The organism is Streptomyces sp. NPDC050121 (genome assembly GCF_044460385.1).
GTDB lineage: Bacteria > Actinomycetota > Actinomycetes > Streptomycetales > Streptomycetaceae > Streptomyces > Streptomyces soliscabiei.
Map to the genome: position 1 here is coordinate 98,111 of NZ_JBITJV010000030.1, position 24,950 is coordinate 123,060.

Genomic DNA, 24,950 nt, shown 5'->3' on the forward strand with positions numbered 1-24,950 from the left:
GCAGCCCGGGCGATGGGTTTCACAGGACGACCGTCACGGTCTTCTCTTCGGTGTTGGCCTCGATCCCCGCGCGGCCGAGTTCGCGACCGTGGCCGCTGAGTTTCGATCCGCCCCACGGAAGCCGGGGGTCCAGGGGTGACCAGCCGTTGATCGCGACGGCGCCGGCCTGGACGCGCCGTGCCACCGCGTGCGCGCGACTGAGATCGGAGGTCCACAGCGTCGCGGCGAGAGCGAAGTCGCTGTCGTTGGCAAGGGCTACGGCATCGTCGTCCGTGTCGAAAGACATGACGGTGCCGACGGGTCCGAAGATCTCTTCCCGCGCGATGGTCATGTCGTTGGACGCGTCCGCGAACAGGGTCGGCTCGATGAAGTAGCCACTGCGATCCGGTCGCCCGCCGCCGGCGACGAGTCGGGCGCCCTCGTCCCGGCCGATCTGAATGTAGCGGGCGACCCGCTCGCGTTGCCTGGCGTTGATCAGCGCGCCCATCGTGGTGCCCTGATCGAACGGATCGCCCAGCACGGCGGCCTCCGCTCGGGCGACGAGCCTCTCGACGAACTCGCCGTACACCGAGCGTGCGACCAGGATGCGACTCCCGGCCGCACAGACCTGGCCCTGGTTGGCGAAGATCCCGACAGCCACCCCGTCGGCGGCCGCGTCGAGGTCGGCGTCGGCGAAGACGATCTGCGGGCTCTTGCCGCCGAGCTCCAGCGTCGTGGGCCGCAACCCCTTGGCCGCCGCGATCGCGACGATGTGCCCGGTTTCCGGGCTGCCGGTGAAGGAGATCTTGTTCACGCCGGGGTGTTCGATCAGCAGGTTGCCCGTCGTCGCGCCCCGGCCGGGAAGGACGCTGAACGCGCCCGGCGGGAACCCGGCCTCGTCGATGAGCTGCGCGAGCAGCAACGACGTCAGGGGCGCGTCCTCCGGCGGCTTCAGAACGACGGCGCAGCCGGCGGCCAGGGCGGGCGCGACCTTCCAGGACCCGATCATCGTGGGTGAGTTCCACGGCGTGATGGCCGCGACGACGCCGATCGGTTGGCGGATCGTGTAGCTCAAGGTCTGGTGGCCCATGTATCCCGGAGTCGGGATCGTGCGCCCCTCGATCTTGTCCGCCCACCCGGCGTAGTGCCGGAAGGTCTGCACGGCCTGCGGCAGGTCGATCACCCGGGGCTCGATGCCGGGCTTGCCGACTTCGAGCGATTCCAGATTCGCGAAGTCTTCCGTGCGCGATTCGAGCAGGTCCGCCAGCCGGCCCAGCAGCACACCGCGCGCGGCGCCGTCCAGTCGGCCCCATTCACCGTCGTCCAGCGCCGAGTGCCCGGCCGACACCGCGAGGTCGACGGCGGCGGCGTCCGCCTCGGTGACCGACGCCAGAACACGTTCGGTGACCGGGTCGATCACCTCAAAAGTCCCGGCCTTTCCGGTCGGCTCCCATGTTCCCGCCACATACGGCACCGAGGGCACCGTACTGGCCAGCTCTTCCGCCTCTGCACGCTTCGACATGTACGATTACCGTTCTACTGGACGATAGTCGGACGCTACGCGGCTTGATGCAAGCAGTCAAGGGTGCTGATACTGGGCAGCGACGCCGGATCGGTAACGGATTGCCGGGATCATGTCGAATTCGACCCGGTCATGAGCATTCGAAAAACATGGCAGCATGAGTCGGCATACCGGGATCGGCCCAAGGGGAAGGCGGCGCGAGTGAGTTCGGGCGGCGAGACATCGCAGACGCTTGACCGCGGACTGACCGTGCTGGCACTGCTTGCCAAGCACAGCGACGGCCTCACCGCCGCCGAGCTCGCCGGGCACATCGGGGCCGCGCGCGCGATCGTCTATCGCTTGCTGCGCACTCTCGAGGCCCACAATCTCGTCACTCGCCTCGACACGCGCTACGTCCTGGGATTCGGCCTCGCCGAGCTGGCCAGCCGACTACGGCCCAGGCTTCAGAGCGTCGCACTGCCGATCCTGCAACAACTGAGCCAACGCACCAACAGCACCGCGATCCTCAGCGTCGCCGACGGCGACCAGGCCCTGGTCCTGCTCACCGCGGAGCCACCCGACAGCACCATGCATCTGGCGATGCGGGAGGGCGCGCGGCACCCGCTCACCGTGGGAGCCGACGGCGTGGCAATTCTCGCCGGCCGGCCACCGAGCTCTTCCGACACGGAAGACGTTTTGTGTGCACGCCGGCAGGGCTACGCCATCAGCGTCGGCGCCCTACAGGAGGGCGCCGTCGGCGTGGCAGCCCCGATCCGCGTCTCGGACTGGCCGACCGCCAGCCTCGGCATCGTCCGGATCGGAGCCAACGCGCCCGACCCCGCCTTCGGTGACCTGGTGACGAGCGCGGCCGCCCAAGCGGCTCAGCGGCTCAGCGGGGCGCCTGGATTCGACATGCCCAGCGGTCACTAGACCCCACCACCGATGAACGCAGCCGCACCGAGCGGCTCATCGGCATGCCCGGATTCGACGTACCCGGCAGGCGTCCGCCCCATGGCCCTGCATCCAGAGTTAACAAGCCGCATGGTTGACACGCGAGCTGCATGACCCCACCATCTGCCCAATAGCGAACAGCCTGTACGAAAATCGTACAGCGTTCCTCGGCCCCTCCACAGGGAGCGGACAGATGGCTTCTCCAGACAGTCAGTCGCTCGGGCGTGCCAAACTCTCCATGACCGGCGTCCTGGCTCAATCAGTAGGCTTCATGGGACCGGTCTTCTCGGTCGCGGCGTTGCTGCCGCTGATCGTCGGACTGTCGGCCACCGGCCGCGGTGCGGGCGTCGCCACACCGCTGGCGATCATCGTCGCGGGCATCGGGATATTCGGCGCAGGCTGGATCATCGCGCAGTACGCCAAGCGGATTCACCTGTGCGGCTCGCTGTACGAATACGTCTGCGACGGCGCCGGACCACGCGTGGGCATCGTGGCCGGCTGGGTGTACTACGGCGCCATGCTGATACTCGGTGCCGCGACTTTCCTGGTGCTGGGCGGTCTCACCCAGTCGTTCCTGCACACCGCCTTCTCGATCGACGTGCCCTGGTGGCCGCTCGCGCTGGCCTTCCTCGCCGTGGTGCTGGTCATCGTCGTCATCGGCGTCCAGGTCTCGGTCAATGCCCAGCTGGCGCTGGTACTGATCTCCTCCGCGGTCGTGCTGGGCTTCTCGCTCTACATCATCTTCCGGGGAGGCCTCGGCGGGCACAGCCTGTCGGCCAAGCCGTTCAACCCGTTGTCCATCAGCGGCGTGGACCTCCTCTACGGCGTGCTCTACGGCATCAACATGTTCATCGGATTCGAGTCGGCCGCCAACCTCGCCGAGGAGACCGACGACCCGAAACGGCATGTCCCGAGGGCCGTGCTCATGTCACTCACCATCGTCGGGGTGTACTTCGTCATCACCGCCTACGCCCAGGACATCGGCTTCGGCCTCAACGGAACGGCGTGGAAGAACAGCGTCTTCCCGCTTCAGACCCTCGCCTCGGGCAGCGCCTTCGGCTCGAGCACGTTCGGCGACGTGGTCGCCGTTCTGATCATCCTCGACGTCATGGCCGTCGCGATCGGAGTCGGGGTCGCCGCCACCCGGGGCATGCTCGCCATGGCGCGCGCCGGTCGGCTGCCCGCTCCGCTGGCCACGGTGCATCCCCGGTTCTTCACCCCCGTGGGCGGCGCCGTGCTGCTCGGCGTGGTGTCGGTCATCGCCATCGTCCTGGTCCGGGTCAACCACGGAATCTTTTCCCTCGCCACCGGGGAACCGGGTGTTCTGCAGCCCGAGTGGTCACCGATGTTCGGCTGGATGGCAGGCTTCGGGGGCACCGGCCTGGCGCTGATGTATCTGGTCGTCAGCGCCGCCGGCGCCAAGGGGCTGTGGCACGAGGTCAACCGCGTGAAGCTGGTGATCGCCGCCGCCGCCGGGATCCTCGTCGCCACCGGAGCCGTGTTCGGATCGATCTACAAGGCGACCAGCCCGCTCAACACCGTCGCGCCGGCGCTGGGCATCTGGCTCGTTCTCGGCGTCATCTGGGCCTTCTTCGCCCTCCGCCGCCAAGAGCGCCCGGGCATCGAGTTCCCGGTCGCCGATCCCTCTCCGCTCGCCAGCGAGAAGGGATAGCCGAACGGCCAAGGCCTTAACACCTCGGCCCGGCAGTCCGAAAAACCGTCGATTGGAAGACGACCAGCATGACGCAGCAGTCCACCCCGGCCCACCCGTACGACCCGTTGTCCGCCCCGGAGATCGAGGCGGCCGTCGCAGCCGTTCGAGCCGGCAAGCCGCAGCTGACGGCCCCGCGCTTCCCCCTCGTGCGCCTCGACCATCCCGAAAAGCAGTCGGTGCGCGACCACGATCCGCACGCCCCGCTCCCCCGGTCGGCATTCCTCGTCGTCTACGACCGCGCCGACACCGCCACCTACGAGGCGCGTGTCGATCTCACCACCGGGACCCTCACGTCCTGGACCCATCTTCCGGGCATCCAGCCGGCCATCATGATCGAGGAGATCATGGCCCTGGACGACATCGTGAAGAAGGATCCCCGGGCCGTGGCCGCTCTCGAACGGCACGGAGTTCACGACCTGGACCTGTTGCAGATCGATCCCTGGTCCACGGGAACGCTCTCCATCGACGGCATCGACGCGCGCCGGCGCATCATCCGGGCCAGCGCATATGTGCGGACCTTCCCGGAGGACAACGGCTACGCCCGGCCGGTCGGCAACCTGGTGTTCGTCATCGACTGCAACGAGCAGTCCGTGGCCGCGATCATCGAGGGCGACCCGATTCCCGTCCCCCCGGAGAGCGGAAACTACGACGTCGACAGCGTCGGACCGCTCCGAACGGATCTGCGCCCGCTGGAGATCACCCAGCCCGACGGCCCGTCGTTCACGCTGGACGGACACGTCATCGAGTGGCAGCGGTGGCGGCTGCACGCGCATATCGACACCGTCGAAGGACTCGTCATCAGCGATGTCTCCTACCTCGACGGGGATCGTCGGCGGTCGGTCCTGCACCGGGCGAGCATCAGCGAGATGGTCGTGCCCTACGGCGACACCAGCGACGACTTCTACTTCCGCAATGTCTTCGACGCCGGCGAGTACAACCTCGGGAAGACCGTCGGATCCCTGTCACTGGGCTGCGACTGCCTCGGTGAGATCCGCTACATGGACGCGGTACTGGCCGACGAATCGGGTGTTCCGCACACCGTGACGAACGCGATCTGTCTGCACGAGGAGGACTACGGAATCCTCTGGAAGCACTGGAACTTCCGCTATACGGACCAGGCCGAGGTCCGCCGCTCACGCCGCTTCGTCGTGTCGGCGATCCACACCATCGGCAACTACGAATACGGCTTCTTCTGGTACTTCTATCTCGACGGAACAATCCAGTTCGAGGCGAAACTCACCGGCATCGTCCAGACCCGGGCGATCGCACCGGGCGCCACCCCGCAGTTCGGAGCTCTTGTGGCCCCGCAACTGGACGCCCCCAACCACCAGCACCTGTTCAACATGCGGCTGGACCTGGAAGTCGACGGCCCCGACAACACCGTCGTGGAAGTCGACGCGGTGGGCATGCCGATCGGACCGGACAATCCCTACGGCAACGCCATCGTGGCGCGCAAGACCCCGATCGGCAACGAACGGGACAGCCGCCGGATGTGCGACCCGCTCACCGCACGCACCTGGAAGGTCATCAACCCCGGCGTGCTCAACCGCCACGGCGAACCGGTCGCCTACAAGCTCGTACCCTTCGTCGGTCCGACCTTGCTGGCGGCCCCGGACAGCGATCTCGCGCGGCGAGCGGAGTTCGCCCGGACGCATCTGTGGGTCACCCGCTACTCACCCACCGAACTGCACGCGGCCGGTGACTACCCCAACCAGCATCCCGGCGACGGCATCGGCGAATGGGTCAAGCAGGAACGCGATCTGCTGAACACCGACGTCGTGCTGTGGCACACCTTCGGCACCTCACACCTGCCACGGCCCGAGGACTGGCCGATCATGCCGTGTGACTACGTCGGCTTCTCTCTGAAGCCGGCAGGGTTCTTCGACCGGAACCCCTCGCTGGACGTCCCCCCGCCCGCCGGCCACGGCACCGCGCACTGCGCCCCCTGCCATGAGCCCGGCACCGAACAGGCCTCGTGACGTTCGGGGACCCCAGCGTTCCGGTGGCGGCGCCGCCATGGAGGCGCCGCCACCGGCCGGCACGTGCGGTCGCCGGAGCCGTTCCGAGCACCTCCCTCCCACCGCGTGGGAGGGAGGGCGGCGTTTGCCAGGACACGGGGCGGCGACACCGACCGCACGGGCTTCCGCCCACGGGCGCGCCGTTCAGGCGTAGGACGCCAGGAGTGCTTCCAGCACCTGGATCTGGCGTTCGGCAGTCGTGGTCGTGGGGGTGAGGACGGCGTGGACCTGGAAGCCCGCGGCGACGACGAAGAGTGTCCAACAAGGCCGAGCCAGGCACCACTCTCACCTTCGAGGGCATCTCCTACCTGCGGCCCACCACCGTCCGCAGGGACGCCAACACGATCCACGTCACCGACGCGGCCACTGGAGAAGTACACAACCTCACCTACGAGGAACACGCCACGTTCTGGGCCTGGGCAGCGATCGAAGTCCTGAGGCACACCGGCATCCGGATCGAAGAGCTGCACGAGCTCAACCACCACAGCTTCGTGCAATACCGGCTGCCGACCACTGGCGAACTCATCCCCCTCCTCCAGGTCGCGCCGTCCAAGACCGACACCGAACGACTCCTGCTGATCAGTCCCGAACTCGCTGATGTCCTCAGCACCATCGTCAGCCGCGTCCGCAGAGCCGACGGCGCCATCCCACTTGTCAGCGCCTACGACACCCACGAACGCGTCTGGAACCCACCCCTCCCACTGCTGTTTCAGTACAAGCTCGGCACCGAGGACCGGCCGGTCACCGGGACGGAACGCGACAACTCGCCGGGCTGGTCCGATGGGCGGCCGGAATGCGCCATGGCACCCTGCCGCCCGGGCCGACGACGTGGGCCCTCACTCTCGCTCGCCGGGAGCCGAACGGCCGCGGGGGAGACCGCCTGGCGGCAATCCGCAGCGGCGCGTCAGGTCGCGCCTCGCGAGGCAGAGACCTCACGGGCGGTCAGGCGAGCGAGGCGAGGGCGGCGTCCAGGCGGGCAGCGGCCTCCTGCGCGACGGGCTCCAGGGCGGGCAGACCGGTGAGAGTGACCATGGTGTTCGGGTCCAAGGCCTGGACGAGCGTGTGGTCCCCCTCTCGGCGCACGACGACATTGCAGGGCAGCAGCAGACCGATGGCACGGTCGGCTTCGATGGCGCGGTGGGCCAGGGGCGGGTTGCACGCGCCGAGAATCAGGTAGTCCTCCATGTCGTGGCCAAGCTTGGCCTTGAGGGTGGCCCTGACGTCGATCTCGGTGAGGACGCCGAAGCCCTGGGCGGCGAGGGCTTCGCGCACGGCGTCGACCGTGGTGGCGAAGTCACTGGTCAGGCTGACGGTGCGGTCGTAGCTCACGGGTTCTCCAGTGATGGGCAAGCATGCGAACGCGCCCAACAATACCCCCCTAGGTATTTGGTGCGCTCGTCGCCGCAGACTGCTTACCCCCAGGGGTATCCCAGGAGGACTTTATGACGATCGTCGACCACGCCCCGAAGACCGGAGCACCACCTTCCCCACCCGGCCCGCTGGGGCGCCTCGGCGACTGGACGGCGAGCCGCTTCAGGACCGTGCTGGCGGGGTGGGTGATCGTGGTCGCCGTGCTCGGTGTCTTCGCGCCGCAGGTGACCACGGCGCTGTCCGGTGCGGGCTGGCAGAGCAACGGCTCGGAGTCGGTCGCGGTCCGTGAGCTGGCCCAGCGGCACTTCGGCGGCACCGGCTCCACCGCGATCCAGGTCGTCGTCCACGCCGACCGGCCGGTCACCGACCCCGCCGTGCAGACCGTGCTCGCCAACGCGACCAAGCTACTGACCGCCGACGACCGGATCTCCGAGGTCGTCCAGCCCCGGGCCGGGGCGACGATCAGCCGGGACGGCAGGACCGCCGTACTGCTGGGCGCGCCAAGGCCAACCCGGACGACATGGTGCGGGCCTCCGATGACCTCAAGGATCCGCTGCGCACGTTGTCCACCGACGGCATCGCCGTGCGGGCCACCGGAGCGTCGGTCATGTGGAGCGACTTCAACACCGCCAACCTGGACGCGATGATCCACGCCGAGATCCTTTCCTGGCCGGTCACCCTGGTCGTACTCGTGATCGCCTTCGGCTCGCTCGTCGCCGTCGGCCTGCCCCTGCTGCTCACCATGGCCGGGCCGGCCGCCTCCGTGGGCTCGTTGGTCCTGATCAGCCATGTCACACCGATCTCCATCTGGGCCATGGACTTCGCCCTGATGTTCGCCCTGGCTCTCGATATCGGCTACGCGCTCTTCCTCGTCATCCGCTTCCGCGGCGCCCTCGCCCGCCACGGCGACCCGCGCCGCGCGGTGGAGGAGACCATGGACACCGCAGGCAAGGCCGTGCTGCCGTCCGGACTGACCGTGCTCGTCAGCCTGTCCGCCGTGATGCTCGTGCCCGCCCCGGCGGTCCGCACCATGGCCGTCGGCATCATGCTCTCCGTCGTCTTCGTGCTCGCCGCGACCCTGACTCTGCTGCCCGCCGTCCTCGGCAAGCTGGGCCCGCGCGTCAACAAGCTCGCCCTGCCCGGGACCCGCGCCGACCAGCTTCGTCCTGCTGCTCATCGCCCTCCAGGCCCCGCTGATCGCGGCCCTCGGGGTGCTCACCAATCTCCTCGCCACCGCCGCAGCCTTCGGCGTCGCCCGGCTGATCTTCCAGGACGGCCACTGCTCCGGGCTGCTCGGCTTCGACCCGCAGGGATTCCTGGACGGCTGGGGTCCGGTCTTCTTCTTCGCGGTGATCTTCGCCATCGCCATGGACTACACCGTCTTCCTGCTCTCCTCCGCCAAGGAGCACTTCGAGCGCACAGGCGACCCCCGTCAGGCCATGACCGCCACCCTCGCCCACTCCGGCCGCGTCATCTTCGCGGCAGCGGGCGTCATGGTCGCCGTCTTCTTCACCTTCGCCCTGGCCAAGCCGCTCCCGCCCAAGGAGATGGGCATCGTCCTCGGCACCGCCGTTCTCCTCGACGCCTTCCTCATCCGACTCGTTCTGCTCCCCGCCCTGCCCCGCGTCACCGGCCGTGCCGCATGGTGGAGCCCCGCATGCCTGCGCAAGGTCCTGCCCGATATCCGTTTCTCCCACGACTGACCGCTCCCCGCCCCGGTGGCCCCGGTCCCGACCGGGGCCACCGATACCCCAGGGGGTACCATCGACCGCAAGGAACTCACTCGGAGGAGCCGCCCGTGAAAGTCGACGAGGAAGCCAGCACCGCCGTTCTCAACCGCCTCCGTCGCGCCCAGGGGCAGCTCGCCGGCGTCATCGCCATGATCGAGGCAGGCCGCGACTGCAAGGACGTCGTCACTCAGCTCGCCGCAGTCTCCCGCGCCCTGGACCGCGCCGGCTTCAAAATCGTCGCCAGTGGCATGCGCCAGTGCATGACCGCCGCCGACGAGGACGCACCCCCGATGAGCGAAGCCGAACTCGAAAAACTCTTCCTCGCCCTCGCCTGACACCTCTCGGCCGTGCATCACGACCATGAGTCCGTCCGTTGTGCAGAGCCGACCGCCGACGGCGCCGCGGCGTGATGCGCTCAACGCCCGGTCGATCCGTTCGTCGCGCCTCCCGGCGCCCGCTGAACCGGGCCTCGTCCACGACCTCCGGCAGGTAGCGCAGAGCGTCCCGAGCCGGCACCGGGCTGCTCGGGACCCACTGGCATCTGGCGTCCTGATACGGAAAGCAAACAGCAGCATCACCGAAGGGACCCGGACCCGGACCTGTGCCGACACCGCCACGGCACTCGACATCGCCGGCGATCCGCACTTCCGAGGGTGGCTTTCGCTCGCGGTCCGTGACTGATCTCTAGAGGCACGCCGGTTCATCGGCGCCTTCGAGAGCGGCACGTACGGCGATGCTCAGCTGTGAGGTGCCACAGGGCCACGGAACGTGCGTCGGCAGGCGAGCGGGGAGACGCCGATGGCGGCGTGGAGATGCTGTCGTAGCGATGTGTCGGCGGCGAAGCCGACCTGGCCGGCGATCTCGTCCACCGGCAGGTCGGTGGTCTCCAGGAGGTGACGGGCCCGGACGACGCGCTGCTGGATCAGCCACCGTGCCGGGCTCATGCCCACCTCCTCGGCCAAGCAGCAGGCTAAGGCGCGCAGGCTCATGTGGGAGTGGCCCGCAAGGTCGGCGGCGTCGGCCATCTCCCTCGGAGCCGACGAGGTCATCGACTACCGGACGGTCGACCTCACCGAGGCCGTCAAGGACGTCGACATCGTCCTCGACCCGATCGCCGGGGACACGCTGGCCCGCTTGCTCGATGTCCTGCGCCCGGGCGGCACCCTCGTCTCGCTCCTGGGCGGCGACCCCCAGGTTGCGGCGGACGGCGCCGGGCGCGGCATCCGCGTCGAGGGTCTCCTCGTCGAGGCCGACCACGCCGGCACGCGGGCCATCGCCGACCTCGTCGAAGCCGGCACCCTGCGCGCCCACGTCGAGGCTGTCTTCCCCCTCTCCGAGGCCGCCCAGGCCCACGCCCTCGGAGAGACCAACCGCACCACGGGCAAGATCGTGCTGATGGAGCACCGCTGGCGCACGCGCCAGCGCGTCAAGCTGACGGGGCGAGTCCGCTGCTGACGATGCAGGCCCAGAGCCTGTGCTGCCGCTCGTTGGCACCAGGCCGGTGTGCGGCAGCGATTCGTGGATTGCGCGGCGAGGCACCGGCTCGGGCTTCTAAGCTGACGAGCAAGCGATGTGATGCAGTGTCAGAGTCGGGGTGGGGCGGATGGACATTCCTCTGGTGGACGCCGTGGCGGCGGTGCGCGACGAGCTGCTGGCAGCGGCTGCGCGGGGGGGGTGGACCAGGAGATCCAGTTCGCGGTGGGGCCCGTCGAGATGGAGTTCCAGGTCGAGCTGCGGGCCGATGTCAAGGCCACGGGCGGCTTCCGTTTGTGGGCGGTCTCCGCGAAGACGGAGGCTGGAGTCTCCCGGGGCCGGACGCACAGGGTCACGTTCACGCTGACGCCGAAGAGCGCAAGCGGTGAGGACCTGCTGATCAAAGGATCGACGGAACGTGCCGACGGACCGGGCCGCACCACCCGCCATGTGCCGCACTGACGGTGCGTCGGTGACAGGGATTTGGTCGGCTCAGCGGGTTCGGGGTAGCGGTGAACGAGGCGAGACTGGTGGCGGTCACCGGGACGGCTGGGCCGGGATCGGGGTACGTGGTGGGGCCACGGCTCGTCCTGACATCAGCGCACGTCGTGGCCCGAAAGGGCGCCCGGGTGAAGGTCTTCCACCAGGGCATCGAACGGGAGTACACGGGCGAGACCGTGTGGTGCGGGACACCGGGCGACATCGACGACGCCGCCCTGGTCGTAGTGACCGACAGCGGCTGGCGGCCGCCGCCGGGACCGGACGTGCGCTGGGGTCGACTCGCGACCATGCGACCGGGCCGGGAATGCGAGACCTGGGGTGTGCCCGACCTGGTCCAGAAGCGCCGCACGGCCATCGACGTCAGTCACCAGCGCGGTCACCTCAACCCCGGCAGTGGCTACGTCCACAACCGCTACGTCATGGACCTGTCGGCCTACCCGCCGAGCTGGCCGTCCGGCACCACCTCACCATGGGGAGGCCTGTCGGGCGCTGCGATGTTCTGCGACCGGCTGCTGACCGGCGTGGTCCTCGCGGAGGCGGCACACTCCGCGCATGCGGCGTTGAAGATCGTCCCGTCCTATGTGCTGCATCACGACAAGACGCTCCGTGAGGCACTGGCGGCTCACGATGCGGGACCACAGCAGCTGGAAGCAGTGGAGTTCCAGGACCTGGCCGCCGTGGAGCCCGCCCTCAACAAGGGGCCGGCTTCGCCTGCGGCGCTTCTCACCGCGGATCGGCAGACCGTTCCGTTCCACGGCCGAGTCGACCTGATGAACCAGTTGGAGACCTGGTGCGACCTGAGCGGGTTCGGCGCCTGGCTGCTGCACGGGCCCGGCGGCCAGGGCAAGACCAGAGTCACCCGCCATCTCGCCGGCACTCTCGCCGAGAAGAGCTGGGCAGTGCTGTGGCTGCGTGCCGGAGCCACAGCCCAGGAGATCCGAGGCCTGAGACATGCCGCCAAGCCACTGCTGATCGTCGTCGACTACGCAGAGGCACGCACAGATCAGATCGCCGGACTCGTGGAGGCCGCCGCCGAGCACGGTGGCGGCACCCCGTTCAAGATGCTCCTGCTGGCCCGAACGGCCGGTGACTGGTGGAGCCGGGCGAAGAACCTCACCAGCATCACCGAGAGCTACCTGGTAGGCACCCAGGACGTCGCTCTCCCCCCGCTCGATCCCGACCCACCGGACCGGGTGAAGGCCTATCAGGATGCCATGCAGGCCTTCGCCGACAGCCTTCCTCTGGTCGAGGGCTACGAGAACCACGGCTGGACGAAGCTGGCCGCCGGGCTCCCGGTACCCGAGCTCACCCGCGAGGCACTGGGCAACGCGCTGACCCTGCAGATGACGGCGCTCGCGGACCTGCTCGACGAGGCAGAGAAGCCCGATTCCCACAACACGGCGCCGCGCCCGAGTGTGGAAGAACGACTGCTCAACCACGAGACCCGCTACTGGGCCCGAACGGCCAGTTCCGAAGGGGTGACGGGGATACTCGAAGCCACCCTTCACGAGGCGGTCACCGCTGCCCTGCTCGTCGGTGCCGCCGACGGCAGGCAGGCCGACGGAACGCTGCGGCGCGTGGACAGACTGGCCGAGCTGCCGCGCGACCGGCGAGAAGCGGTCGCGCTCTGGCTGGCGGCGATCTTCCCCTCGCTGGACGCCGACCGCCTGTGGGGAACCCTCTATCCCGACCGGCTGGCCGAACGGTTTGTCGGGCTGCGACTCGAGAAGGACCCAGACCTGGCAGAAAGCCTGGTGCAGGGCGCGGACGACCTGCAGGCCGCGCAGCTGCTGACCGTCTACAGCCGGGCCGCAGCCCACCCCGACGTCCGTGGTCGACTGGACGACCATCTGACCGGCCTCTGCGTGCGGAACGGGACGCGGTTCGTTCCACAACACATCGACGTCGCCATCCAGACCGAGCATCCCGGCCCACTCCTGGCGGCACTTGAATGCATCACCGGCGAGAAGCTCGTGCTGGACGAGCTCGAACGACTCATCAGTTGGGTTCCGGCCTCGACCCAGCGCCTCGCGGGGTGGGTGGCAACGGCCACGACCATGCTCACCAACCGCACGCGCAACCTTCCAGCGGGGGATCCGAACCGACTGCCACGCCTCGCCAACGCCCTGATCGAGCAGTCCAACAGGCTCAGCACGACATTCATCACCGCCGGCTGCGGCAGGCCGTGACCGCAGGCTGACGGCAGCCATGACCAGCGATGGCCGTTGACGGCAGGCTCACCGGATCCGGGCGCGTTCCTCCCAGTAGGCCAGCTCTTCACGTGTGGCCAGGATTCGGGGATGGTCGGGGCCAAGGATCTGTATCTGCTGGTTCAGCAGATACGTGAGGGAGGTCGCGGCCCCGGCGGGGTCTCCGGCCCGGCCGCGCCAGTGGGCATGGCTGTGGTGGGCGTCGAACACCTTCAACCAGTTGGAGAGCGCGGTCAGGTCTTCCAGGCCGCTCCGGTATGGCCCCGAAAGTGTCTCCTTCGGATGCCGGAGGCCGCCGTGCTGGCCCAGTACGCGGATCAGATCGGCCAGGAGTGCTTCGCACGCCATCGCTGCTCCGTACGAGTCTCCCGACTCACCCTGCCAGCGCGCGAGTTCTGCTCGGGTGTCGAGGACAGCGGCAGAGTCCGGGAACGAGTGCTGCTGCAGCAAGGACAGGAGTTCGGTGTATGCGGCTACCGCGCCGGCCGCGTCACCCGCGGCGCCGCGCCAGCGGCCCAGGGCGGCCCGGGTGTCGAGTGTGCGCTTGTGGTGAGGTCCGAAGAAGCGGCTCTGCTGGTCGAGGATTGCTTCATACCCCGCCACAGCCCCGGCTGCGTCGCCGGACTCGCCCTGCCAGTGGGCCTGACGGAGGCGGGCGAATTCGAGGCCCGGAGAGTAGGGGCCTTGGTGGTGAAGTGCCGCGTCGGCCAGCCGCTCGAAATAGGCGACGGCTGCCTGCGCCTGGCCGGTCGTCCCCAGCACCTCACCGACGCGGTAGAGCAGCTCATGGTCGGTCGGGCTCGGGCCGTTGCCCCAGAGGCCGGAAAATTCCTCGGGTCTGGGGTAGGGCATGCCCGACCAGAGGGCCGAGTCGGCGTGCCCGCGGAGCACCTCGACGGCGTCGACGAGTACTGGGGCGAAACCGGGGACCTCTTTCTGAGCGTCGGCTGCCTTCACCAGTGCCGAGGCGACTTTCCAGGTGAGGTTGCGTATCCGGCCGACGGACAGTGCCTCGCGCGTCGCGCGCTGGAGTACTGGGTGTACACGCACCGCACGGTACGGGTCGCCTGGTGTGTAGTCGGTGATCCCCAGACGGTCCATCAGGCGGAGCGCACTGTGCACCTCGTCCGCCCGCAGCGTCTGGCCGGACGCCGCAGTGGTGCGGTGCTCTTGGAGGTACTCCGCGGCAGCGGAGTTGGTGAAGACGGATTCGGGTATCCCCTCGGCAGGCAGCAGGGAAGCCAGCTCCAGCAGGGGACGGGCCAGGTCGCCAGAGGGCATCCGGTCGGCCTGGTCCAGCGACGACCGCCATGCCTCGGGCACGGCTGCGTTCTGGCCGTCGGGCAACGCGCCATGTCTGGGCACGAGTTCGGCGAGCGGCTGCCCACAGCGAGGTCGGACCTCGCCCCACTCGTCGGGCCCACCGAGCAGGTCGTACTCCTCCAGCAGGCGGACATACGCCGCCAAGCCCAGCCCCGCGCCGGCCAGCTGCGCAGCCGCCTGCGACAGGGCCAGCGGCAGATACCTCAGCGTCCTTGCGAGGACGGCGAGTTCATCGGCCGCAGTGCCCGGATGCCCGTACTCGGCCAGCACTTCCGAGAGATAGGCCGTCGCCTCGTGGGGCCTGAAGTCCGCCACGGGGACCACCAGGCGGTTCAGCCCTGGCTGGGCGACGTCTCGGCGCCGTGTGGTGACCAGGAGCTGGCCGTCCGGGTGATCGGGCGGCCACAAACCCTGCAGATCATCAGGGTCGGCCACATGGTCAAGGACGATCAGCCAGCGGCGCTGCGCACCCTCGGCGTCGGGCCGCAGCCAGGCGAGGAACGCCTGCGCCGCGTGTTCGGCTGCGGACGTGCCCGAGCCGGTGGCCGCATCGGTCCCGGTGATCTCGGCCATGGCGCGGGCGTATCCGGCGACGACTGCGTTGCGGTCGGTGGCTGTGACCCACACGAGCAGGTCGACCTGCTCATCCCGCCAGGCCGCGCGCGCGATCCGGGCGGCCTGCTGTGTCTTGCCGACACCCGCAGTGCCGACGAGCACCGTGCAACGCACGGCGTCCGACGCGTCCCCAGTGTCCGCCGGCCCTCTGAGCCCCGTTCCCTCGTCGAGTTCTCGGCGTGGCTGAAAGCAGCGCACCGCAGCTGGAACGACTCCCACGAGAAGCGGCCACGACGCGGGAGGACGGGCATTGCCGTAGTACGAAACCTGATCGGCGTGCCCGACGGCCACGCCGTGGTGACTGGCCTGGACGACGTGCGGCGCTGACGCGGTGGAGGAAGCGGAGGAGGGGCGCGGGCTGGGGTCGTCAGCCGGTTCGCTCAGCCCTGGGACGAAACCGGCGGTGGAGGGGGGCTCAGCTGTACACCTCCGTTGATCACCCCTGCGGCGACCGAGCCATTGTCGGCGCTGACGTTCAGGTCCCGGCCGACGGCCAGTCCGCCGTCCCCGACCACTGCCCTGGACGCGCTGGCTGCGTCCAGCAGCGACTGCAACTCCGCGACCGCACGGTCGCGTTCGTCCTGCGCGAGGCCCTCCAGAAGGCCCTCGAAACGGGCCTGCCACCACGCCTCCTGACGGATGCGAATCCGCTCGGCCGCCACTCCGTCCTCCGCCGCCAGATCAGCCGCAGTCTGGTCCAGACGCGCCAGCTCACCGGACTCCCGCTCAGCGTCCCCGCGCCCGAACCACACCGCCACCCGTCGACGGAACCCCTCCCAGGCATCCGTACCGGCTGCTTGCACCACCGCGGTTCCCCCGGTGGCTGCCAGCACCGTCAAAGCCTCAGGCAGCACGCGCCATCCCCCTTCCGTGCTGATCACCAAAGATGTCGTTGATCTTAACCCCGGCGCGCTCCTCGACACCGGGTGGTTTCTTCACAAAGGATTCGCACGGACCAGACAGCACCGATGCGGAGCCGGGTCCCGTTTGCCCGGGCAACCGGTCCGGGCAGCTTACGGGCCTCGTGGTCCCAGGCCGGCTCGCCGAACGTACCGTCAATCAGTTGGGCGCCCAGCAGTGTGGCGGGGCGCCGACCGGAGGCGGATCTCGGCTCCAGTACGGCTGGAGGTTGCATGGCCCTGGACAGAGGCCGAGTGCAGACCGCAGTGATCGCCCACGCCGATTCCGAGCTCCCTGCGGTCCTTCCGATGGAAGCGATGGAGCTCGACGACTCCGGGGCCCATCACGCCGGCCAGACCTACTGGTGCGGCGTTTGGCTGGGTGGGTGCGGGCATCAACTCTTCACCAAGCTGTACACCGATCGCGCCTGTTCCCTGTCAAGTGCAGCGTGTTGAACCCATACGTACGCGGATCCTGTGGCCAGGGGCGGGGCAGAAAGCGCATACGGCGCGAGCGAGGCCGTGACCGGCCGCCAGGAGAAGACCGCGTGCCGGCCCACCGGCCGCCGAACTGGATGTCGCACGCGGCCCTGGTGGGGCGTCGCCGGGCCGGGGGCGGATCACGCCGGCCCGGTGGGGCTTCAGGTGTTCTCGGGGAGGGGCGGGGTGACCTACTCGATGAACTGGACGATCACGCCGCCGGGGTCGGTGACCTGGAAGTAGCGTTCGTCCAGGGGTCCTCGGCAGCGGCATGGTGATGTCGACGCTTCGGCGCGCAGCCGCTTCTCCCGGCCAAGGAGTTGTCATGGTCAACGGCTGTTCACAGATGCCTCGTTCGAGGTGGTGACCGCACCTGGATCAGTGGAACGTTGCGGCGCCGCGGAGCCTTCCGCGGGTTTGGACCCCGCCAGCCACAGACCGGTGAACACGGCGGTGGCCAAAGTGACGCTGCCGGCGGCGACGAAGGCGCTGTTGAGGCCGGTCTCGAGCGAGGCGCCGCCGGATTGCCGGCAGCGGACGACGGCTCCGAGTACCGCCACGCCGAGCACCGCGCCGATCTGCCGGGTGGTGCTGCTGATGCCTGACGCGAGGCCGCCTTCCTGCAGGCTGACCGCCTGGATGGCGGCTCCCGTCAGTGGGGACATGGTCAGGGCGAAGCCGATGCCGACAACTCCCAGCCGCCACCACACGTTCGCGTAGCCGGTGTCGGCGTCCACCATGCCGAGCGCCACCAGTCCCAGGCCGGCCAGGGCCAGGCCGGTGGTAACCACGACGCGGAAGCCGTACCGGGCGGCGAGCCGAGCCGCGTACGGGCTGACGATCACCATGGCGAGGGACACCGGCAGGGTCTGCAGGCCGGCGCGGAGGATCGAGCTGCCCTGTACGTACACGAAGAACTGGGAGAAGAAGAACGACGAACCCATGAGCGCGAACCCCACCACGGTCATGGCGGTGTTGGACACGGTGAACAGGCGCTGCCGGAACAGCCGCAGCGGCAGCATCGGAGCGGAACGACGCGCTTCGACGGCGGCGAAGGAGGCGAGGAGGATCACCGCGGCGGCGAAGCTGCCCAGGATCACCGGCGACGTCCAGCCGCGGGCACCACCCTCGATCAGCCCGTAGGTCAGCGCCCCCACCCCCAGGACGGACAGCATCGTGCCCGGGATGTCGATCGCGGGGGCGCCCGGATTGCTGGTCTCTTCAAGGCTGCGCAGACCGACCAGCAGAAGGACCACGCCGATGGGCAGATTGACCAGGAAGATGGCGGGCCAGCCGAAGGCGTCTGTCAGCACGCCGCCGGCCACGGGGCCTGCGGCCAGACCGATTCCGCTGAAGCCGGCCCACAGCCCGATCGCCTTGATACGTTCTTGCGGCACGGGATGGGCGGCGGCGAGCAGGGCGAGCGAGGCAGGGCTCAGTGCCGCGGCCCCGATGCCCTGCAGCACCCGGCCGACGATCAGCCAGCCGAGCGAGGGCGCGAGGGCGCACACCACCGACGCGGCGGTGAACACCGCCACGCCGGTCAGGTACACCCGCTTGCGGCCGAACCGGTCGGCGAAGACACCGCCGGACAGCAGCAGCATGGCGACCAGCAGTACGTACGCGTCGACGATCCACTGCAGACCGGTCAACTGAGTGTGCAGCCGGTGCTGCATATCGGGCAGCGCCGCGCCAACAATCGTGTTGTCGAGCAGGACCATGAACTGGCCCAGGCAGGTCACCGTGAGCAGCACGGTCCGGCTTGATCGACTGCCTACGGTCGCATGCGATGCAGCCATGGGTCCCCCTCAATCCGTTAGTTGCGCCCGGCCACGGTCGACGCAGATGGCGATACACCGAGGACACTAAAGCAGTCGTGACTGCGTTAGGTGACTGTAAGAGGACTTGAGCCGTAAACGCAAGTTCCGACTGCGTTAATGTGGGGGCGTGAACGAGAAACAGCGAGCCCGGCGGCCCGGCGGGCGCAGCGCCCGCGTCGGCGTGCAGGTGCACCAGGCAGTCACCGAGTTGATCAGCGAGCGCGGCTACGGCAACTTCACCGTCGGCGAGGTCGCAGCCCGCGCAGGCGTAGCCGACAGCAGCATTTACCGCCGGTGGGGCAACCTGGAAACCCTGCTCACCGACGTTGCACTCACCCGCCTCAACGCGCAGTCGCCGATGCCCGACACCGGGAGCCTGGCCGGCGACCTGCACACTTACGCGGCCCAAGTGGCCCGCGAGATCACCGGACCCGACGGACCGGCGGTGCTGCACCTAGCCGTCGCCCTGTCGAGCAGCGGTCAGCAGGGCCTGCAGGCTGGTGCCGACCTCCGCGCCGAACGCACCCGGCAACTGCAGTCCATGCTCGACCGCGCCCGCGACCGTGGCGAGCACGCACCCGACGTGTTCGACGTGCTGGACCACATCCTGGCCCCGATGTATATCCGCGTCTTGTTCGGCATGGTCCCGCTCACCCCGGACTACATCGACGGGCTGGTCGACCGATTGCTGTGACCTCAACCCGGTTCCGTATCTGACCACGGATGGTTCCTCCCGCAGGGCGGGCCGGCCTCGGAGTCCGCGGGCGGTGAATGACCGAGTACGCCTTTCGTCCCGCTGGTCGGCTCTGTGCTTTGCGGCGAAGCCATCACCTGCACCGGACGTGGACAGCGACTCAGTGGCTACGGCCTGGATGTGGCTGGGTCGGCAACGCCCGGACCGGGGAGTCGGGCTGCGACAGGGCGTAAAGCAGCTGCTGGTTGTGCGCGGTCAGTTGGTGCTTGCCGGGGTCAGCTGCGCCGGCGTCCGAGCCGGCCGCCAGCCTTCGAGTCCTGCGCCGCTTCCGCCTCCTGGCGCTCCTGCTCCTGGCGCTCGCGTTCGGCTTGTTCGGCCTGCCGCTCCGCTTCAAAAGCCCGGGTCTTGCAGTCGTCGCACAGGTGCGGGGGGCTGTACCCCGCGGCCCCAGTCGACGGCGACACCGGCCTTCCACCGGTCGTCGGTGAACTTGGTCCCGCAGCCGGTGCACACCGGACGCCGAGCCTCGCTCTCGGCTGCCTGCGCTTGGCGGTGCCGCGTGTCCTCGGCACGGCGGGCGATGGCGGCGTCCCCTGCGGGGTTGTCGATCGCGTCCCAGAGGTTCTGGCGATCCCCCGACGCAGCGGCTGACGCGGACACGTGGGCAGCGTCCAGAGCCAACCCACGGCAGATGTCATGCATCATCCGCATCCAGCATCCCCTTCGACCCAATGATCCACGCTATCGACCGCCGTGCTGACATCCAACCCAGTCGACGCAGGTCAGCGCGCTGCGCACGACCAACTTCGCTGTCGAAGGACAGCGCAGGGCCGGACACAGGGGCGGCGAGCATCGGTTCCGGCAGTGTCCGCGTCACAGCCCATGCCTTCCACTCAGCCCGCCCGTCAGCAAACCGAGTGCGCGTACGCACCCGACTGCCGACCCGACCACGGCAGGTCAGCGCACTACAACACGTCGCCGGTGGCTGTGTGCTGAGCTCCTGGCGCACGTCCAGGCAGCGCAGGCGGACACCGGGCTGCCCGGGTCCCGTGTCGTACGGTGTGATGTCGCGGTCGCCCGCCGTCCGCAACGGATCTCAGCGAATCCGGCGGTGCCGCCGGTACGGCCTAGAGATCTGAACCAATGCCGGGAGTCAGGCGGCGACGAGCTCCTGCTCGCGGTCCGGCGTCTTGACCGTGGGCTTCTTGTTCGGCAGCGAGAGCCGGAAGACCTTGTGCCACGCGGAGAACACCTGCTTGGGCAGCGGTCCGGTGACGTACTCCAGCTCATACTTCTCGAACAGCGCGCGCACCTTCACCGCGACCTCGGCGTACCGGTTGCTCGGCAGGTCCGGGAACAGGTGGTGCTCGATCTGGTGCGACAGGTTGCCGGTCATGAAGTGCATGGCTCTGCTGCCGCTGATGTTCGCCGAGCCCATCATCTGGCGCAGGTACCACTGGCCGCGCGTCTCGCCCTTGATCGACCGGCGCTCGAAGACCTGCACTCCCTCGGGGAAGTGCCCGCACATGATCACCGAGTGGGACCAGATGTTGCGGATGAGGTTCGCGGTGAACGTGGCGGCGAGCGTGGTGAGGAACGACGGGCCCGACAGCAGCGGGTGGATCACGTAGTCCTTGAGCACCTGCTTGCGGATCTTGCGGCCCACGGCCCTGGCCCGCGCGCGGAACTCCGGGTTCCCCCGGCGGCGCTTGTGCAGGTTCTTGCCGAGCTCCAGGTCGTACGCTGCGATGCCGTACTCGAAGAAGCAGGCGTTGATGAAGTTCCACAGCGGCTGGCCGAGGTGGAACGGGTGCCACTTCTGGTCCTCGTCGACGCGCATGATGCCGTAGCCGAGGTCGTTGTCCTTGCCGATCACGTTGGTGTACGTGTGGTGCAGCTCATTGTGCGAGTGCTTCCACTGGTCGGCCGGCGAGACGTGATCCCATTCCCAGGTGGTGGAGTGGATCTTCGGGTCTCGCATCCAGTCCCACTGGCCGTGCAGGATGTTGTGGCCGATCTCCATGTTGTCCATGATCTTCGCCACGGACAGACCGGCGGTGCCGAGCAGCCACGCGGGCGGGAAGATCGAGAACAGCAGCACGCCTCGGCTGACCAGCTCGAGCTTGCGCTGCGCCGAGATGACCTTACGGATGTAGGCGGCGTCTTTCTCGCCGCGGCCGGCGATCACCTCGTCGCGGATCGCGTCCAGCTCGCGGCCGAGCTCCTCGATCTGCTCCGCGGTCAGGTGGGCGGTGGGGTCGATGGCGGTCAAGGTGCTCCTACCGTTCGATGTCGCAGGGGCCCGCCGCGGCGGACACGCAGGTCTGGATGAGGACGCCCGGCTCGGCCTCGGTGATCTCGCCGGTGCGCAGGTCGCGAACGGCGCCCGCCTTGAGCGGCGTGACGCAGCCGAAGCAGATGCCCATGCGGCACCCGGAGGGCATGAGCACGCCGGCCTCCTCGCCGATGTCCAGCAACGGCGTGGCGCCGTCCGCGTCGACGGTCTTGCCGGTGGCGCTGAACGTGACCTCGCCGCCGTCACCGGCGACGACGATGCCGGGGCGGAAGCGTTCGGTGTGCAGGCGATCTTGGACGCCGTGTTCGCTCCAGTGCGCTTCGGCGGCGTCGAGCAGGCCCGCGGGCCCGCAAGCCCAGGTCTCGCGCTCGGCCCAGTCGGGCACGAGTTCGTCGAGACGGGCCATGTCGAGCATGCCGTCCGTGGCGGTGTGCAGTTCGGTGAGCCGCAGCTTCTTGTTCGCGACCAGGTCGTGCAGCTCGTTGCGGAAGATCACGTCTTGTGGCTGTGGCGCGGAGTGGACCATGACGACGTCGTCGAACTCGATGTCGCGCAGCATGCCCATCACGGGCGTGATGCCACTGCCGGCCGTCAGGTAGAGCACCTTGGCGGGCTTGGCCTGCGGCAGCACGAAGTCACCGGTCGCCTGGTCGAGCTGGATCAGCGTGCCCGGTTTCGCCCTGCGGACCAAATGGTTGCTGACCTTGCCGTCCGGGATCGCCTTCACGGTGATCGTGACGCGGCCGTCCTGGCGGTTTGTCGGCGAGGTGACGGAGTAGGCACGCCACAGGCGCACCCCGTCGACGTCGACCCCGATCCGCACGTACTGACCGGCCGTGTGCCCGCGCCAGCCCCGTCCCGGCCTGATCACGATGGTCGCGGCGTCACCCGTCTCGGGGTGCACGGCCTCGATGCGCCCCCGCAGGTCAGCGCCCGCGCGCAGCGGGCTGACCAGGTCGAGGTAGTCCGACGGCAGCAGCGGCGTCGTGACCATCTCCAGCAGTTTCCACGCCCTGCTGCGGAGGGCTGTACTCGTCATGGCTCCAGCTTGCTGTGCCTCAAGGCGTAAAGTCCTGACCGCAGGACGTAAATCTGGTCGGCTGAATTGTTCGCAGGGAACAAACACGTGAGCCATGCAATCCGGAGGGCCAGCGAACTGGCCCTGGATGAGACGACGGTCACCGCACTGCGGGCCGAGCTGAAGTCGACCGCCGACGAGGTCGTCCAGGCGATCATCGACGAGGTCCCTCCCTACGCCAACGCTCTTTCGGGCCACATGGGCGCCACCATCCGCCGAGCCGTCCGCACCGCCCTGGGGCACTACCTGGACCTCGCGAGCGGGAACGCCACAGGCGGCGACGCCGGTGACGCAGCCTACGAGCTGGGCCGCGGCGAGGTGCGCGACGGCCGTTCGATGGACGCCCTGCTCAGCGCCTACCGCGTCGGCGCCCGCGTGGCCTGGCGATGCCTGGCTGCGGGTGCCGTACCCGCAGGTCTGCCCGCCGCCGAGGTCGCCAAGTTCGCCGAGCTGACCTTCGCCTACATCGACGAGCTCTCCGCCGCGAGCGCAGCGGGCCACGCCGACGAACTGGCCGCCCGGGGCAGGGCCCAGGAGCGCCACCTGGAACACCTGGCCCGCGACCTCCTCGCCGGCGCGAGCCCGGACGTACTGCTGGCCTCTGCTCAACGGGCCGGGTGGCAGCCTCCGGTTTCGCTGACCGCGGTCCTGTTGCCCGCCGCCCAGGCCCGGCCTGCCTACCGCGCGCTCGACCCGAGCACCCTCGTCCTCGACGATCTGCCGGACGCCTTCGGCGTGCTGCTCGTCCCCGATGCCGACCGGTCACATCTCTTGCGGCAGCTGACCGACCGCACCGCCGTGGTCGGCCCGGCCCGGCCATGGACTCGTGCGTCCGCCTCGTACGCACGAGCCGCACGCGCGCGCTCCCTCTCCTCCGATATCCGCGACACCGAGGACCACCTGCCCGAGCTGGTGCTGAGCGCCGACGTGGACGCGTTCGCAGACCTGCGTGCCCGAGCCCTCGCACCGTTGCGGACGTTGCCTGTCGCGACCGCACGGCGGCTGGAGGAGACGTTGCGGGCGTGGCTGCTGCACCAGGGCAGGCGGGACGAGGTGGCGGCGGCGCTGTTCGTCCATCCCCAGACAGTCCGGTACCGGATGTCGCAGCTGCGGGAGCTGTTTCCGGATCTCGCATCGCCACACCGGGTCCTTGAACTGACGCTGGCGGTCGGTCTTCGGGCCGGCTGACGCATACTTCGACCGACCGCGTCCGCGAGCGGTCCGAGGTTCGTGCCTCGTTCTCGGTGCGATCAGCTGGCTCATGCGGCCCGGGGAAGAGCAGTATTGGCCAGCTGAGACCGGGGGTTGATATGAAGACCAAGGCCGCGGGAAGTCCGTCGGGGGCGCTGTCTCTGAGAAGCGCGGTGGCGGATACGGCTCGACTGGATCCGGTGGACGATGCGCACCGGCCCCCTCGTCGACGCGCTCATCGAGCATCTGGTCGGTGATCTGGGCCGCTATGCCCTGGAAAGCGGCTTTCATGTCGTCGTGGAGGGCGCTGTCCCGGCACGGACTGACCCAGGGGCGCGCGGCGGGCTGCAGCTGGGTGACCGGCGGGGCGGCCAGGCCGGGTCACCAGGGGCGGGGGCCGGGCCGCTCGCGCCGGGGACCGCCGTGGTTCTGCGACGGCCCCGTGCCTCCCTTCCGACAGGTCAACCGGACGACCGACAGGGCCGGTCTGGCACACCGCGCGAGGGATGATAGGGAGGGAATGACGGAACGTGAGGTCAGGAGCTTCCATGGCGAATCGGGTTCACCGGCCTCGTGAGGACGCCGAGTTCGATTTCATCCTCAAGATGAGCGGAGTTCCGGTCCTCGCATACTTCACCGGGACATGGCCCAAGGCAATCGAGCCCTGCCGGGTGATGGACCTCGTCGTGGGTGACATCGCCGACGACTACACGGGCCGCCTGACGGCCGTCCGCGCCGACATCACGCGTTGTCCGGCCGCAACCGAGCGATACGGGATCACCGGAGCCCCGTCCTACGTCCTGCTGAAGGAGGGAGAGGCGGTGGCGCACGGCACGGGGCCTATGACCATCGCCGAGGTACGGAAGTTCCTGGACGGCCACCTCTGAGCGGCCGCTGCGGCACGCGGCCGCGACGCCCGTCACGTTTCGCCTGTGGGAGCTACGCCGCCTGAGACACCTTGGGGCTGAGACACCCCCACAGATCACATAACGCCTTCCAGCGCTGTCGCGTCTAGGGCGTGTTTCGAAAGTAGCGTCGTCCGCCCGGAGGGCGGGGCCCGCGGCGTCTGGTGCGGTGCATCGCAAGGCGGAGGGTCGTCCGCGTAC

21 protein-coding genes and 2 pseudogenes are annotated in these 24,950 nt (G+C 69.0%); 14 read left to right on the forward strand and 9 right to left on the reverse strand.

Annotated elements, in window-relative coordinates; all coding sequences use genetic code 11:
* Positions 1 to 19: 19 nt before the first annotated feature.
* Positions 20 to 1,501 (reverse strand): aldehyde dehydrogenase family protein, encoded by a 1,482-nt coding sequence (locus ACIBTS_RS35095; RefSeq protein WP_399324745.1) that lies wholly within the window; start codon positions 1,499 to 1,501, stop codon positions 20 to 22.
* Between the two features lie 63 nt (positions 1,502 to 1,564).
* Here ACIBTS_RS35095 and ACIBTS_RS35100 point away from each other — a divergent pair, with 63 nt between their 5' ends.
* The 4 genes from ACIBTS_RS35100 (at position 1,565) to ACIBTS_RS35115 (ending at position 7,185) form a co-directional block, all read left to right on the forward strand.
* Positions 1,565 to 2,410, forward strand: a complete 846-nt coding sequence (locus ACIBTS_RS35100; RefSeq protein ID WP_399324746.1) for an IclR family transcriptional regulator — start codon at positions 1,565 to 1,567, stop codon at positions 2,408 to 2,410.
* 214 nt (positions 2,411 to 2,624) lie between these two features.
* Positions 2,625 to 4,103 (forward strand): APC family permease, encoded by a 1,479-nt coding sequence (locus tag ACIBTS_RS35105; RefSeq protein WP_399324747.1) that lies wholly within the window; start codon positions 2,625 to 2,627, stop codon positions 4,101 to 4,103.
* Positions 4,104 to 4,171: 68 nt separating this feature from the next.
* Positions 4,172 to 6,124, forward strand: coding sequence for a primary-amine oxidase (locus ACIBTS_RS35110; protein WP_399324748.1), 1,953 nt, complete (start codon positions 4,172 to 4,174; stop codon positions 6,122 to 6,124).
* 293 nt (positions 6,125 to 6,417) lie between these two features.
* The gene (locus ACIBTS_RS35115) at positions 6,418 to 7,185 is read left to right on the forward strand and encodes a hypothetical protein (protein ID WP_399324749.1); all 768 of its coding nucleotides are present in this window, start codon (positions 6,418 to 6,420) and stop codon (positions 7,183 to 7,185) included.
* Here the strand turns inward: ACIBTS_RS35115 and ACIBTS_RS35120 are convergent.
* On the reverse strand, positions 7,106 to 7,492 hold the full coding sequence (locus ACIBTS_RS35120) for a DUF302 domain-containing protein (protein ID WP_399324750.1): 387 nt from the start codon (positions 7,490 to 7,492) through the stop codon (positions 7,106 to 7,108). The genes ACIBTS_RS35115 and ACIBTS_RS35120 overlap by 80 nt on opposite strands.
* 113 nt (positions 7,493 to 7,605) lie before the next feature.
* On the opposite strand from ACIBTS_RS35120, the gene ACIBTS_RS35125 reads away from it, so the two are divergent.
* From ACIBTS_RS35125 to ACIBTS_RS35140, 4 genes and pseudogenes are all read left to right on the forward strand, one after another.
* Complete coding sequence (locus ACIBTS_RS35125) at positions 7,606 to 8,181, forward strand: hypothetical protein (RefSeq protein ID WP_399324751.1); 576 nt, start codon at positions 7,606 to 7,608, stop codon at positions 8,179 to 8,181.
* Positions 8,118 to 8,597, forward strand: a pseudogene (locus ACIBTS_RS35130) (MMPL family transporter); the annotation flags it as partial. The gene ACIBTS_RS35125 and the pseudogene ACIBTS_RS35130, both read left to right, overlap by 64 nt.
* A 106-nt stretch (positions 8,598 to 8,703) precedes the next feature.
* Positions 8,704 to 9,237: an MMPL family transporter gene (locus ACIBTS_RS35135; RefSeq protein ID WP_399324765.1), complete on the forward strand. Its 534-nt coding sequence runs from the start codon at positions 8,704 to 8,706 to the stop codon at positions 9,235 to 9,237.
* Positions 9,238 to 9,332: 95 nt separating this feature from the next.
* Positions 9,333 to 9,599 carry a metal-sensitive transcriptional regulator gene (locus ACIBTS_RS35140; RefSeq protein WP_327731253.1) on the forward strand — a complete coding sequence of 89 codons (267 nt, stop codon included), beginning with the start codon at positions 9,333 to 9,335 and terminating at the stop codon, positions 9,597 to 9,599.
* A 402-nt stretch (positions 9,600 to 10,001) separates the two neighbouring features.
* On the opposite strand, the pseudogene ACIBTS_RS35145 reads toward ACIBTS_RS35140, so the two are convergent.
* Positions 10,002 to 10,277: pseudogene (locus ACIBTS_RS35145) on the reverse strand (helix-turn-helix domain-containing protein); the annotation flags it as partial.
* Between ACIBTS_RS35145 and ACIBTS_RS35150 the strand changes: the two are divergent.
* From ACIBTS_RS35150 to ACIBTS_RS35160, 3 genes are all read left to right on the forward strand, one after another.
* Positions 10,252 to 10,719, forward strand: a complete 468-nt coding sequence (locus tag ACIBTS_RS35150; RefSeq protein ID WP_399324752.1) for a zinc-binding dehydrogenase — start codon at positions 10,252 to 10,254, stop codon at positions 10,717 to 10,719. The pseudogene ACIBTS_RS35145 and the gene ACIBTS_RS35150 overlap by 26 nt on opposite strands.
* 219 nt (positions 10,720 to 10,938) lie before the next feature.
* A complete protein-coding gene (locus ACIBTS_RS35155) occupies positions 10,939 to 11,199 on the forward strand; it encodes a trypco2 family protein (protein ID WP_399324753.1) in 261 nt (86 codons plus the stop codon).
* Between the two features lie 50 nt (positions 11,200 to 11,249).
* On the forward strand, positions 11,250 to 13,427 hold the full coding sequence (locus ACIBTS_RS35160) for a hypothetical protein (protein ID WP_399324754.1): 2,178 nt from the start codon (positions 11,250 to 11,252) through the stop codon (positions 13,425 to 13,427).
* Between the two features lie 48 nt (positions 13,428 to 13,475).
* Here the strand turns inward: ACIBTS_RS35160 and ACIBTS_RS35165 are convergent, their stop codons facing one another.
* The 3 genes from ACIBTS_RS35165 to ACIBTS_RS35175 all read right to left on the reverse strand — a co-directional run bounded on the left by ACIBTS_RS35165 (position 13,476) and on the right by ACIBTS_RS35175 (position 18,564).
* Positions 13,476 to 15,488 carry an NB-ARC domain-containing protein gene (locus ACIBTS_RS35165; RefSeq protein WP_399324755.1) on the reverse strand — a complete coding sequence of 671 codons (2,013 nt, stop codon included), beginning with the start codon at positions 15,486 to 15,488 and terminating at the stop codon, positions 13,476 to 13,478.
* 278 nt (positions 15,489 to 15,766) lie between these two features.
* The gene (locus tag ACIBTS_RS35170; RefSeq protein WP_399324756.1) at positions 15,767 to 16,240 is read right to left on the reverse strand and encodes a hypothetical protein; all 474 of its coding nucleotides are present in this window, start codon (positions 16,238 to 16,240) and stop codon (positions 15,767 to 15,769) included.
* Between the two features lie 854 nt (positions 16,241 to 17,094).
* The gene (locus ACIBTS_RS35175) at positions 17,095 to 18,564 is read right to left on the reverse strand and encodes an MFS transporter (protein WP_399324757.1); all 1,470 of its coding nucleotides are present in this window, start codon (positions 18,562 to 18,564) and stop codon (positions 17,095 to 17,097) included.
* A 148-nt stretch (positions 18,565 to 18,712) separates the two neighbouring features.
* On the opposite strand from ACIBTS_RS35175, the gene ACIBTS_RS35180 reads away from it, so the two are divergent.
* Positions 18,713 to 19,279 (forward strand): TetR/AcrR family transcriptional regulator, encoded by a 567-nt coding sequence (locus tag ACIBTS_RS35180; RefSeq protein ID WP_399324758.1) that lies wholly within the window; start codon positions 18,713 to 18,715, stop codon positions 19,277 to 19,279.
* A 390-nt stretch (positions 19,280 to 19,669) separates the two neighbouring features.
* On the opposite strand, the gene ACIBTS_RS35185 is transcribed toward ACIBTS_RS35180, so the two are convergent.
* The 3 genes from ACIBTS_RS35185 to ACIBTS_RS35195 form a co-directional block, all read right to left on the reverse strand.
* A complete protein-coding gene (locus tag ACIBTS_RS35185; protein WP_399324759.1) occupies positions 19,670 to 19,939 on the reverse strand; it encodes a hypothetical protein in 270 nt (89 codons plus the stop codon).
* 493 nt (positions 19,940 to 20,432) lie between these two features.
* Entirely contained in the window at positions 20,433 to 21,551 is a 1,119-nt protein-coding gene (locus tag ACIBTS_RS35190; protein ID WP_399324760.1) for a fatty acid desaturase family protein, read from the reverse strand.
* Between the two features lie 7 nt (positions 21,552 to 21,558).
* Positions 21,559 to 22,614: a ferredoxin reductase gene (locus ACIBTS_RS35195; protein ID WP_319673663.1), complete on the reverse strand. Its 1,056-nt coding sequence runs from the start codon at positions 22,612 to 22,614 to the stop codon at positions 21,559 to 21,561.
* Positions 22,615 to 22,701: 87 nt separating this feature from the next.
* Between ACIBTS_RS35195 and ACIBTS_RS35200 the strand changes: the two genes are divergently transcribed.
* Positions 22,702 to 23,841, forward strand: coding sequence for a helix-turn-helix domain-containing protein (locus ACIBTS_RS35200; RefSeq protein WP_399324761.1), 1,140 nt, complete (start codon positions 22,702 to 22,704; stop codon positions 23,839 to 23,841).
* 551 nt (positions 23,842 to 24,392) lie between these two features.
* The gene (locus ACIBTS_RS35205; protein WP_399324762.1) at positions 24,393 to 24,731 is read left to right on the forward strand and encodes a thioredoxin family protein; all 339 of its coding nucleotides are present in this window, start codon (positions 24,393 to 24,395) and stop codon (positions 24,729 to 24,731) included.
* The last annotated feature ends 219 nt before the right edge of the window (positions 24,732 to 24,950 follow it).